Raw genomic sequence first — 11,748 nt, forward strand, 5'->3', positions numbered from 1 at the left:
ATTTGCCAATCCTAATCGAAAGTCATAAATCTGACGGTTCATCCCCACAAGCGCGGGGAACATTCGTCGAATTGCCGTTCGGTAAATATCCCAAGCGGTTCATCCCCACAAGCGCGGGGAACATCTTGTGCGGTGATATGCCATTGTCTCGCATGGCGGTTCATCCCCACAAGCGCGGGGAACATTTACCAACGCGATTAGCTTGATCTACTGCCTGCGGTTCATCCCCACAAGCGCGGGGAACATTGGTTAAGCAGTTGCAGGCAGAGGCTAACATGCGGTTCATCCCCACAAGCGCGGGGAACATGGCTTATCTCTAGTACTGGTCGACTAGATCGGCGGTTCATCCCCACAAGCGCGGGGAACATTTGATATTTGTTCTAGTTCCATTTTTATTTACCGGTTCATCCCCACAAGCGCGGGGAACATACTCCTAATGATTTAACAATACTAATGACGTGCGGTTCATCCCCACAAGCGCGGGGAACATTTGGCCCTCAAGGGGTTGATGGTGTACAAGGGCGGTTCATCCCCACAAGCGCGGGGAACATCTAAACCTAATTAACACACAACACTAAACCCGCGGTTCATCCCCACAAGCGCGGGGAACATGTTAGCACAATCAATCGCCATAGAAAAATCACCGGTTCATCCCCACAAGCGCGGGGAACATCTGACCTTGCTCACCACGCTGACCTTGTGAACCGGTTCATCCCCACAAGCGCGGGGAACATGGATAGTTGAATGATTCCTAATCGGCTAAATCCGGTTCATCCCCACAAGCGCGGGGAACATAGCGCCCATCCAACTAATCGTTAATGTTGATAAGGTTCATCCCCACAAGCGCGGGGAACATAAGTACTGCATCAGTTCTCGGTGTTGAATTTACGGTTCATCCCCACAAGCGCGGGGAACATAAAAGAGAATGGGTAAGAGTAGGGAGAAAGGGCGGTTCATCCCCACAAGCGCGGGGAACATGAAGGTAGTTAATAATAACCCGGATATGCAAACGGTTCATCCCCACAAGCGCGGGGAACATGCAATAGCAAATAGTTGCATTTTTGTATAGGGCGGTTCATCCCCACAAGCGCGGGGAACATTTTCGTCAGGCTACGCACAATCCATTGTCGATCGGTTCATCCCCACAAGCGCGGGGAACATAACTGAGAGGGGTGTTGCATAATGAGAACTGAAGGTTCATCCCCACAAGCGCGGGGAACATATCACCGTATCGCTCGATATACAGAGCGCAGGCGGTTCATCCCCACAAGCGCGGGGAACATGCTCAATATGGAGCATCACTGACCGGTGGAAACGGTTCATCCCCACAAGCGCGGGGAACATCTGACACTCTCGGCGCGGTCAACCTTGCTGCCCGGTTCATCCCCACAAGCGCGGGGAACATCACTAAAGCCGCATGATTTGCATTTAAGGCAGCGGTTCATCCCCACAAGCGCGGGGAACATGAATTAATTAATCGCAAACATTTATCACTGTATGGTTCATCCCCACAAGCGCGGGGAACATCTCTACCACAGCCGCAACCACAGCACGCTCCACGGTTCATCCCCACAAGCGCGGGGAACATTGAACAAGAGGGGCTTAAAATTCAACAAGAGTCGGTTCATCCCCACAAGCGCGGGGAACATGGCAGCGCTGCTGACCGCCCGAAAATTCGCAACGGTTCATCCCCACAAGCGCGGGGAACATTAATGCTTAGGGTTCCGCGTTCAAAAAATCGGCGGTTCATCCCCACAAGCGCGGGGAACATATTCGCAACTTACGAGTAATTACTAACGATGCCGGTTCATCCCCACAAGCGCGGGGAACATACCGCTGTGATGCGTTCTGTTGGCAAAAACCCCGGTTCATCCCCACAAGCGCGGGGAACATCGCCAGAAAAAACAGAATACACGGTAATAAGCCGGTTCATCCCCACAAGCGCGGGGAACATTATGGAGTTTATGCTGGTGGCGCTGTAACCATCGGTTCATCCCCACAAGCGCGGGGAACATATACAATTTTGAGTTGCCTATAATGACGTGAGCGGTTCATCCCCACAAGCGCGGGGAACATCGAAACGCATCATCGCTCTCGCCTATCAAACGCGGTTCATCCCCACAAGCGCGGGGAACATAAAAACGGGCGGATTCGGTACCATAAAGCAGCCGGTTCATCCCCACAAGCGCGGGGAACATCGCGAGCAGGAAGCGATGCAGCAGCAGGTTATCGGTTCATCCCCACAAGCGCGGGGAACATATCTACCTCGCCTATGCAGTCGCATTTGCCTGCGGTTCATCCCCACAAGCGCGGGGAACATACAGTATTAGTTGGCGTTTTTCTGCGTGAACGCGGTTCATCCCCACAAGCGCGGGGAACATTCAATATCATCGAGTGTCCAAAGACCATGAGGCGGTTCATCCCCACAAGCGCGGGGAACATGCCAACTACTGATGTGGACGTAAAGCCACACGCGGTTCATCCCCACAAGCGCGGGGAACATACCAATCATAACTTATTGGTTTTAAAAAAGAAAAATGGCCACCCAAAATCTACCGATTATTTTGCCTATTTTTCCTACATTGTTAAAGAGCATTCTCACCTTCCTCTGGCAAGAAAGACACCAAACGCAGCCCTTCCATATCAATCGGAATACGCCGGTTTTTACCTAAAGTCTGAAAATCAAACCCAGACTCAGTATCCGTTGCCCACGCCAACACCACATTCCCCTCATCATACAATTCAGAACACTGCTCCCAAATCATCTCACGCACGCGCTTCGATACATCGCCCACATACACCCCAGCCCGTACCTGTAACAGCCAAATTGCCAAACGCCCCCGCAAACGGGGTGGCACATTTTCTGTTACCACCACCAACATAGCCATCTACTTACTCCTATGCCCAGCCTCTCCTAGCGACTCCGCTGGAGGAATCGCAGGGGGCACAGATTCAGGGGGCATTTCAGGCGGGGTAATCTCACCAGCCGCTAAGACCTCTTCAATCAGCGGAATGATCTTTTTTAAAATCTTTTGTTCTCGAAACACATCCCGACAGGCTAAACGCACTTGACGCTCCGCATCATGTGGATTTTGAGCGGCAATCTTAAAAGCAATCGGAACTACCGAATCAAACTTAAAAATGTCTGCAATATCATACACAAAGGATAAAGGCTTGCCCCAATGAATAAAACCAATCGCTGGGGCATAACCTGCTGCCAACACTGCGGCCTCAGTAATCCCATATAAACAAGAAGTCGCGGCACTCATACACCGATTGGGTACATCACTCACATCCCACGCATCCGGATCATAGTTACGCCGCTTCCAAGTCACCCCATATTTTTGCGCCAATAATTCATAAGTTTTGCGCACCCGCGCACCCTCAATCCCACGTAGTTGTTCTACACTACGCTTGGCTGGAGCTGGCTCACCAAAGCGCAATTCATACATCTTACGTACAACCTTAAGCCGCAAATCATCATCCAAAGCTAGCTTCGCCTGATACAACAAACGATCCGACCGCGCCCCGCCCGGCTGTCCCGAAGAATACAAACGCACCCCCGACTCACCGACCCACACTAAAAGCGTTCCCACCTCTGCCGCTAACTTAATCGCCGCATGCGACACCCGTGTCCCCGGCTCTAACAAAATACAGGCAATTGACCCTACCGGAATATGCTTACGCTCGCCACGCTCATCAATCAGTACAAAGGCATTATCTTTGACATCAATCTGCCCCATCCGCAAAAACACCATTGACATACGATCTTTCATCATTAAAGGTTTGAGGGGGAGGAAGGGAGTATCGGCCATGGGTTAGGCTCTTAATCTACTGAAAACATATCAGTAAGAATTTGCTGAACACCGCTCAGCAATATAGGAAGCTCCTCGCCAATCACACTCCAAATAATTTGCAAATCAATACCAAAGTACTCATAAAGCTCCTGAGACTGATCAGGCATACTGTATATCCCTTTTGACTGACTCACGAACAGAAGGTTTGAGAGTACTCTCAATGCCTAAGTCCACCGTTTTCTGCATATGGGTCTCCAGATAACGCTTCAAACCCAAAAAATTCTTCAACGATTTACACTCTGGTAAAAACTCGACCGCAATATCAATATCCGAATCTTCACGTGCGGCATGATGTATATAACTACCAAACAAACCAACGCTAGCAACCCCAAAGGTTTCAGCCATCTCCAGCTTGTGCGTCCGCAGAAAGGACAGTATCTCATCTTTTGTCATACTAGCTCCTTCATGTACTAGTCACTAACAGTTTAAGGACAGTATCTCATCTTTTGTCATACTAGCTCCTTCATGTACTAGTCACTAACAGTTTAGCGCCGCCCAACCCATAGTCAGTATCGCTTTACCAAGAGTAGACCACAACCGAAGGCTTTGGAACGCTCCAAGCCTTTAAGCAAAACCTCACGAGTGAACACCTCAGCATCCGTCACTTGCGACTTACCTAGCAAATCAGCACTAGTAAAAGTACGGTGATTGGGATCATCTAGCTAAAGATAAAAGACCACACCCAAATGCTTTAGCATGACCAATTCCATACTGGAGTAAATCCTGCAAGGCTTGCGCATTCGCCACCTGTAACACACCTTTGAATGCATAGGGCTGGATTTTTCCCGGCTTTCCACCTTTACGGAAATGCAGCGGCAACTGTTTTTCAACCTCCACCATACTCACCAATGCAGCATCAGCCAACTTGCGTTGCAGCCATGCAACTTGCTCTGTTTCATTGATTAGGGGAACACGGCATTTTTTCACTTCGCCCTTGCTATTCAGCCTACCCTGCTCATCCACAATGGTTTTTACGGGATTGGCGATTAGCAGGAAACGCAACTGGCTACCTTCCAGCACGTTCAACTCAAACAGTTTGCTTGCCAACAAACGGGCATGTTCAGCTTCTGCTATCGGTTGCCGTTGCGACTGCATCAACACTTGCGCCTGTCGGGATGAAGATTGCTCTACCCGAAACAGGAAATCGCGTGCCTGATCCGGCGTATCTGGGAAAGCCGCCCACAAGGTACGATGAATTTCATACGGGTTATGCAATTGCTCACCCGACAACAATAACCTACTCAGATACATGTGCATTGTCCTTCCCGTAAACGTAAACCATGCGGCTGGCAAATTGGCGCGGCTGATTGGGCAACGGCACATCACGCACCCGGTGACGCTGTTTATTTCTGCCCGCAATTACTGGCAAATCATCTTCGCTGTAAATGACACCTGCGACTGGCTCAACCAGTTTCAATGCTTCATCCGAATTGACGGCCTGTACCCGGCAATCAAACAATGGGCGGGTAATCGGGCAACTACGTCTCCCAAGGAACGGGGTGTAATGGGGTTTGCAGACTGCGGTCTGAAGCGCATCCAGTGAATACGCTGCACCTTCTGTGTTCCAAATAGCGACGGTAAAGGCAGCATCCAGCAGGTATTCACGTTGGGTAATGATGGTTTCATGCGATTTCAGGCCAACATAATCTTCCCGTGCATCCTTGACCGTGTGGTAGTCGGTCATTTTGATGACACTCCACCGCGTTTCATCTTGCCGCACGGCATACAGAAAACTGTCTGCCAAGGCTTGTTGCTGTTTCCGGTCATTACGATCAATACCAAGACAAGCCGCCAGCAAACCAGCCAAGGCACTACGGGTCGGGAAGTTGGTAGAGGGGCGTAAGCCTTCAAAGGTATGTTCCCCCCATGCCTGCATGACTCCCTGCAATTTCAGGATCAAATGGTCACGCATGATTATGCTCCGTTCTGGCGTACCCAGTTTTTCAGTGCTTCCAATGAATCCTGCTTGGTTATACCTGCCGGAATGTCCAGATCATCCGCCAAGGTAAATTCGGCGCATTGTTCATTCAAGCTGTAACCCTTGTGGGTTTTGCTCCAATAATTGTTCAGGTATTCCAATGAAGGCTTAAGGAAACCACCACCTTTACCCAGTTTGACGGGACTTTCAAACGCATTCGCCAATGAAACGGGCAAATCCGCGAAGGACACCAACGCCAAATCTGCCAGATTGTGGGCAGCAAAGGTTTGTTGTTTGGCGGATGGCACAACGGTTGCCAACATGTGTAAGAGATGGGCTGCTACTTCCAACGCCTGTTCACGGCTTGCGCCCCCCATGTTTTCTTGTAACTGCCCGATATTCAAGCTGGCATAACGGTAGAAAACACCGCTGGAAAACTCCTGTGTATCCAAATGCCCTGACCCCAGTTCCTGCAAATCATCTACCGCCGTGAACCAGTCAATGTCAGAATCACTGACTTCGTGCGTAGTAATGGCGTGAGCGACAGCTAACGCGCCATCCACTTTGCCAAATTCACTCATCAAGCCGGAAGTTGCCATACGCCCAGACAAAGCAATGTCTACACAACTAGCTAATGCTTGGCGCATCGCTTCGGTCGAATCTTTCAGTTTTTTCTTGATAGCTTTCTCATCTTCGCCTTTGTCTTGTGCCTGTTTTACCTGTTCACAGAACCATGCAATTTCTTCCAATGCCCACGGTGCAACCGCATCACCTTTTTCGTCACCTGCATTCAAATCCTTACCGGAAATCAGGCCAATGGTCTGAGTCACCAGCGCGGCATCGTAACGCCCGTTCAAGTATTCAATCGCCTGTTTGCTCAAATCAGCAATGTGTTTAGTGCGAATGCTGCTTTGCCCCACATTGGCTTGGTAGTAATCACTCTTACGCATAGCGCGTTTGAGGCTTTGACTGGAAACCCGTACCCGACGTTTACCGCCAAACACTGCGTTTTTCTGCATATTCATATCGTCGCGATTCAAGCAAGATGGGCTATGGGAAATCAGTACATGAAAGTTGATAAAATTGTGTGACATGACAAATCCTCGAATACGTTAATCTTTCTGGTTCAGAACGAAATCTTCCAACAGGCTGCGCTTTTCCCGCAGACTCCATCGCCAAAGTTGTGTAGCCATTTTTTGCCAGCTTACTTCCGGCTCTACCTGTTTCAGTAAACGGCGAAGCTGGGTAAGATCATTGGGTGAATCGGCGCGGACAATCTGAAACAAGCGTTTATCACTGATTTTGCCGGATAGAGCGAAGGCTTTTCCCAATGAGTTTTCACTCTTATCAGTCACATGATTGATGAGAAACACCAACCGCTGCCAACGCTCTTTGTCCCAAGGTTTCAAGTCAGCTTGCCAGCCAAAAGGCTCAACCAAACGGTAAAAAGCGGGCAAATCCAGCAACTCATCCATTGTGACAACCCGACGTATATCGGCAGTTGCCCCCGGTCTTTTGTTCAGTGATTCCCATGCAGCATAAAAGCCTGCAAAGTTGGGGAGTTCATTACTCATGCTGCATCCTCAGTAGGTGGGTTGACACGAATTTCTTTGATGTGCTTTTGCAAGCTCCGACGGGTAATCGCCAATGTGCGAAACAGTTCGGGGTCATGTTCGTAAGGGGTGGTCAGCTCGGTGAAAATGGCTTCACAGATTTTTTTCAGCCCCGAATCCAGTGTGATGAAAGTCGGCAAGGTATTACTGAAATCAATATCCGCTAAGGCTTTGGTCATCAAGTCTTCCGAACGCCGATAGAATTGCACTTCACCGACTTCCTGTAATTTCAAACCTGTACCTTTGAGCTTGCGATCTTTTTCCTTGATGCCTTCCGCACATACAAACAAGACTTTGCGTAAGGCTGTTTTGTATTTCAGGCCGTGGGCAACCAATTCATGGACTTCTTTCGCGTGGGTTTCCCAACCCTGACTCAGGGTCAAGACCTCGTGACGACGCTCGATAATCGCTGCCTGATTATTACGATAACCACCCACCAGCAACTCAAATTTACCCGCGTGGTTGGGCAGGTACTTTTGTATTTGCCGGATAACCATCGCTGGCATCTGCCCCTGTTCGCTCTTGCCTAGTTCTGACAAATCACGTTTAACGACGTAGCGGCTTAACTGTGTCCATGCCGGAATGGATTGGGTAAACCCAACATAACGCGCTTCTGGTTTGCCTTGCTTGACTGTAAACACCTTCGGGGAATGCGGATGCTCCCACATGCCATCAATGGTGTAGTTGAATTTTGCCTTGTTGAATCCGGTAAACAATTTGTCAGCCGTGTGTCCGCAACAACTGCATTGCCCTGACGTTTCGGGAGGAGACAAGGCAATATGCCCCGGTTGCCATAACAAGCCACGCAAGAAACCGATGCTGCGGGCAGGAATCGTGGCTTTATCTTTGATCGGTTCAACCCATGTCGGCGGCTGGTTAGCCTTTGCTTTCCAATCAGGAACATATTCGTCCAGTGACTCCTGACTCAATATGTTTAACCAGATGGTCGAACGTAAGTCAGCCCCTTGCGCAAACGTAGAAGCAGGGCAACTGCCACGAATGCCAAACTTGAATCCACCACCAAAACTGGGTGAGTTATTGGCAAGGTTATACAAAGCAATCGCCACACAGCCGAAACACAAACCTTTTGCCAAGTCTGGCTCATTCACAAAACGACTATTGGTAGAACTGTTCAAACCCGCCAACAGCTTGTCCATCGGCGTGGGGTCTTTGGCAGCAACTTTTTTGACCTGCATAAATGGATAGTCAGGATGATCAAGCTGAAACCAAGCCTGATATTGCTTAACTCCAACGAGATAATCGTCCTCACTCAAGTGCTTGGTCTGTGCCAACCTCGCCCGCTCCCACCACTGCGCTCCATTCTTGGGTGCAAACAATACTTGCACGATACAGATTATTAACTGCAAAGCCGCCAACTCCATATCATCACGCGGCAATGCCAGCTCCCAACGCTCACTCCCACATAACAGCATTTGCAGGCTGATCTGTCGCGCTGCCCCACTTGCTTGTGGTCGAACAGGTATCCAGCTATCGGTCAATAAATTCATGCAGATTTCTCCATACCCCATACGGGGTGATAGGTGAACCAAATATCTTTGCTAGAGGCTTTCCAACACTCACCATCTCGTTGCATGGCAAGCCAGATACGCCCTTCTTCATCCGATTTGGGCAGAAGCTTTCCCCAACTTTTGGGAACACCCACGGTATTCATGGCTAACGCCTCGGCTTGTTGCCATTCATTCAAGGACTCCAGAATACTTGAATCAAGCAACTGTTTACTGCTGGCGGTTTGCAAATAGGGAATAACGCTCAAGTTGAACTCGCCATCACGAGTGACAGCACGGATTTGTTCGTCGGTATCATGCAAGGCAACATCTTTCGCCCACTTGAGCATCTGCCTCGCCAGAATGCGTTTTTCTGCCAACTTTTCTTCAAACAGAGCAAAACCAGCTTCAACTGCCTCTGGCTCACTACCCCAAGCATCTTCATTGTAAACAGGCTCAATCCAGTCACGGTATGCAGCAGGGAAAGCAATGATCTGGTCAGGACAGGTTTGCAGTTTTTGAGCAGTGCGCCACATTACGCGGGTATTGCCGTAAATCAGCCCATGCGTGCCGTAGTCATTGCCAACAGGTAATAAAACCGTACAACGTGCTGATTCAAAACCTGTCGGGCGAGAACGTTCATGTCGATGTAAACGCCCCATGCGCTGGAACAGCAAATCGACTGGGCAAAGCTGGGTAATCAGCCAATCGAAATCAACATCTAAAGACTGTTCAATCACTTGGGTAGCAACCAATATGCGCCCTGTGACCCGCTGACCTTCTGCGCCATAGTGACTGAGTACTGTTTGCTCTTTTTGCTGGCGGTCGTGCAAGCAATAACGGGCATGGAAAATATCCACCGGAATGCTGGTCTGCCCCTGAAGCTGCCTTGCCAATTGCTGGGCAACATCGACCAGATTACAAATGATAGCGACCTGCGCCCCTTGTTCAGCCGCCGCAATAATACGCTGGATAAGTGCCACATCCGGCAGCAAACTTTCACTCTTGTGACACTCGATTTGAACTTGACGTAAGGGCGGTTGCTCATCCTCAGACGGCACGAACGACTGAATTGCTTTACCATTTGACCATGAGATTAGCGGATAGGGTGAAGGCGAAGCATCTAGCACTGCATCGCCCCCATACGTTGCCAACAACTGGTTTTTCAAGGCTTGTGGCAAGGTTGCGGATAGCAGAATGCTCGAACCACCCGCCTCATGCTGCACCCGCAAAACGGCCTCCAGCAAACCATACATGTAGGCATCATAAGCATGAACCTCATCCACAATCAGCACACTACGCCCAACCCCAAAACCACGTACAAAACGGTGCTTGACTGGCAATACCGAGACCAACACCTGATCTACCGTGCAAATGCCGATTTGTCCCAGAAAAATACGTTTACGGCTTTGCCCCAACCATTCGTTGCACTGCACCCAAGCCTCTTCATTTTCCTGTACCGTTTTCCCCGACTGCTTTATTTTCAGGAAGTTATCGTTAAAACGGGCATGACCATGCGCCAGAATCAAGTTGGGTTTATCCTCAAACAATTTTGTTGCCAGCTTTTCAAGCCGTTGCAGCATGGCATTAGCAGTCGCTTGCGTAGGCATGGCAAATACAATGCTGTCAACATGATTATCTGCCAGTAACCGCCACGCATAAGCCAGTGCCATTTCGGTTTTACCTGAACCTGTGGGTGCTTCAACGATGGTTAGCCCTGATGTAACAGGCAAATCATTGACGAGAGTTTGTAATTGACGCGGCTGATAATCCTGCTTTAACAAGGATTGCATACCAAGAAATGGCTTCGGTTTGCCATTAATTCCTGCCAAAGCCAAGACTCGCGGTGCATCTTCACGGTATTTCTGCTCAAAATACACCTGTAAGTCAGCTACTTCCTGAGCCTGATAACAGAAGTTTTCCTCATCCGAGCGCGAACCCAGCCAATCGGCAACCGAACAAAAACCAGCAAGCAAAGGAGAGGGCGGTGGCGGTGTATTGTCAAGAGACAAACCAGCAGGTTGCAGAAACAGCCTTTCCAATTCACCCAGCCATGCCAGCCTCGCCGCTTTATCCTGTTCGGCCATTTGAATAGCAACATCACTACGCAAAGACCTTTCAGGCACGGGATGATCAATGGCGTAAACAAAACCATGATGCCCTGTGACCGGTTTGACCCACGCCATCCATGCTTGCTTTGAATCGTCAACGACCTCAACCAGTTCGACAATATGCATCATCCAGTCAAAATCACCGGATGAATCATCCCCAGCAGTACGATCACGCTCAAACCAGTATAATCCAGCACTGCCGTGGTCATAGGTTTTGCAGGCTTCAATGGTTGGCAGGGACAAAGCCGTGTTAACCAAGTCCGGCTGCAAGGCAGCCCAAGCCTTCACTGCCTTGCACTGGAAACGAATATCGAATTTGCCGTAATCATGCAGAGCAATGAAAAAGATGACCCATGCCCTCATTTGGACGGTAGACAATTCCCCTGCATACTGCATGAAGCTCTTTTGGATAGGGGGGCTTGAATCCCACCAAACACTGGCTACCGCTGCCACATCCAACGAATGATAGGGCAGTAAATGGTAGCTACTATCGTCTTTTGATGCCTTACCCCAATAGCAGAAATACGACATATTTTCGTCCTTTAAATCAGAATCTACAATTTGGCACTACGACAGAAGAACTAAAGTTAATTAGCTTAAAGGGCTTAAACTAGGTATTAGTGTCTGTAGCGTTATGGATGTAAATTAATCAGACTCAATAATATAGCTTAGAAATAAGATGAGTTAGAGAAAGGAGGGGTAAATTTTACATTTTTACAAAAAACAATCAAAGAGATACATGCA

10 protein-coding genes, 1 pseudogene and 1 CRISPR repeat array (1 of these 12 cut by a window edge) are annotated in these 11,748 nt (G+C 49.2%); all 11 genes and pseudogenes read right to left on the reverse strand.

All coding sequences use genetic code 11. The features are described 5' to 3' along the window. A CRISPR array of direct repeats spans positions 1 to 2,503; the repeat unit is 29 nt; unit sequence CGGTTCATCCCCACAAGCGCGGGGAACAT (it extends 3,628 nt beyond the left edge of the window). Between the two features lie 82 nt (positions 2,504 to 2,585). The 11 genes and pseudogenes from cas2e to cas3 all read right to left on the reverse strand — a co-directional run bounded on the left by cas2e (position 2,586) and on the right by cas3 (position 11,535). Then, positions 2,586 to 2,888 (reverse strand): type I-E CRISPR-associated endoribonuclease Cas2e, encoded by a 303-nt coding sequence (gene cas2e, locus Q0307_RS16595; RefSeq protein WP_298662114.1) that lies wholly within the window; start codon positions 2,886 to 2,888, stop codon positions 2,586 to 2,588. Beyond that, complete coding sequence (cas1e, locus tag Q0307_RS16600; RefSeq protein ID WP_298662116.1) at positions 2,889 to 3,815, reverse strand: type I-E CRISPR-associated endonuclease Cas1e; 927 nt, start codon at positions 3,813 to 3,815, stop codon at positions 2,889 to 2,891. An 11-nt stretch (positions 3,816 to 3,826) separates the two neighbouring features. Beyond that, positions 3,827 to 3,964 (reverse strand): hypothetical protein, encoded by a 138-nt coding sequence (locus tag Q0307_RS16605; protein WP_298662118.1) that lies wholly within the window; start codon positions 3,962 to 3,964, stop codon positions 3,827 to 3,829. Continuing rightward, a complete protein-coding gene (locus Q0307_RS16610; protein WP_298662119.1) occupies positions 3,957 to 4,250 on the reverse strand; it encodes a nucleotidyltransferase family protein in 294 nt (97 codons plus the stop codon). The genes Q0307_RS16605 and Q0307_RS16610 overlap by 8 nt, the downstream gene beginning before the upstream one ends. A gap of 113 nt (positions 4,251 to 4,363) precedes the next feature. Further along, positions 4,364 to 4,489: pseudogene (locus Q0307_RS19105) on the reverse strand (type I-E CRISPR-associated protein Cas6/Cse3/CasE); the annotation flags it as partial. 22 nt (positions 4,490 to 4,511) lie between these two features. Next, a complete protein-coding gene (gene cas6e, locus Q0307_RS16615) occupies positions 4,512 to 5,108 on the reverse strand; it encodes a type I-E CRISPR-associated protein Cas6/Cse3/CasE (protein WP_298662121.1) in 597 nt (198 codons plus the stop codon). Further along, the gene (cas5e, locus tag Q0307_RS16620; protein WP_298662122.1) at positions 5,095 to 5,769 is read right to left on the reverse strand and encodes a type I-E CRISPR-associated protein Cas5/CasD; all 675 of its coding nucleotides are present in this window, start codon (positions 5,767 to 5,769) and stop codon (positions 5,095 to 5,097) included. Before cas5e ends, cas6e begins: the two co-directional genes overlap by 14 nt. 2 nt (positions 5,770 to 5,771) lie before the next feature. Further along, on the reverse strand, positions 5,772 to 6,869 hold the full coding sequence (gene cas7e, locus Q0307_RS16625; RefSeq protein ID WP_298662124.1) for a type I-E CRISPR-associated protein Cas7/Cse4/CasC: 1,098 nt from the start codon (positions 6,867 to 6,869) through the stop codon (positions 5,772 to 5,774). 18 nt (positions 6,870 to 6,887) lie between these two features. After that, positions 6,888 to 7,349 (reverse strand): type I-E CRISPR-associated protein Cse2/CasB, encoded by a 462-nt coding sequence (casB, locus tag Q0307_RS16630; RefSeq protein ID WP_298662126.1) that lies wholly within the window; start codon positions 7,347 to 7,349, stop codon positions 6,888 to 6,890. Further along, a complete protein-coding gene (casA, locus tag Q0307_RS16635; protein ID WP_298662127.1) occupies positions 7,346 to 8,896 on the reverse strand; it encodes a type I-E CRISPR-associated protein Cse1/CasA in 1,551 nt (516 codons plus the stop codon). The genes casB and casA overlap by 4 nt, the downstream gene beginning before the upstream one ends. Next, positions 8,893 to 11,535 carry a CRISPR-associated helicase/endonuclease Cas3 gene (cas3, locus tag Q0307_RS16640; RefSeq protein ID WP_298662128.1) on the reverse strand — a complete coding sequence of 881 codons (2,643 nt, stop codon included), beginning with the start codon at positions 11,533 to 11,535 and terminating at the stop codon, positions 8,893 to 8,895. Before cas3 ends, casA begins: the two co-directional genes overlap by 4 nt. Between the last annotated feature and the right edge of the window lie 213 nt (positions 11,536 to 11,748).

Origin of the sequence: uncultured Thiothrix sp. (assembly GCF_937873765.1) — a bacterium.
Classification (GTDB): Bacteria; Pseudomonadota; Gammaproteobacteria; order Thiotrichales; family Thiotrichaceae; genus Thiolinea.

Coding starts and splice junctions, on each gene's coding strand:
- casA (WP_298662127.1), bottom strand. CDS start 8,896: ATGAATTTATTGACCGATAGCTGGATACCTGTTCGACCACAAGCAAGT.
- cas3 (WP_298662128.1), bottom strand. CDS start 11,535: ATGTCGTATTTCTGCTATTGGGGTAAGGCATCAAAAGACGATAGTAGC.
- Q0307_RS16605 (WP_298662118.1), bottom strand. CDS start 3,964: ATGCCTGATCAGTCTCAGGAGCTTTATGAGTACTTTGGTATTGATTTG.
- cas1e (WP_298662116.1), bottom strand. CDS start 3,815: ATGGCCGATACTCCCTTCCTCCCCCTCAAACCTTTAATGATGAAAGAT.
- cas7e (WP_298662124.1), bottom strand. CDS start 6,869: ATGTCACACAATTTTATCAACTTTCATGTACTGATTTCCCATAGCCCA.
- cas5e (WP_298662122.1), bottom strand. CDS start 5,769: ATGCGTGACCATTTGATCCTGAAATTGCAGGGAGTCATGCAGGCATGG.
- cas2e (WP_298662114.1), bottom strand. CDS start 2,888: ATGGCTATGTTGGTGGTGGTAACAGAAAATGTGCCACCCCGTTTGCGG.
- Q0307_RS16610 (WP_298662119.1), bottom strand. CDS start 4,250: ATGACAAAAGATGAGATACTGTCCTTTCTGCGGACGCACAAGCTGGAG.
- casB (WP_298662126.1), bottom strand. CDS start 7,349: ATGAGTAATGAACTCCCCAACTTTGCAGGCTTTTATGCTGCATGGGAA.
- cas6e (WP_298662121.1), bottom strand. CDS start 5,108: ATGTATCTGAGTAGGTTATTGTTGTCGGGTGAGCAATTGCATAACCCG.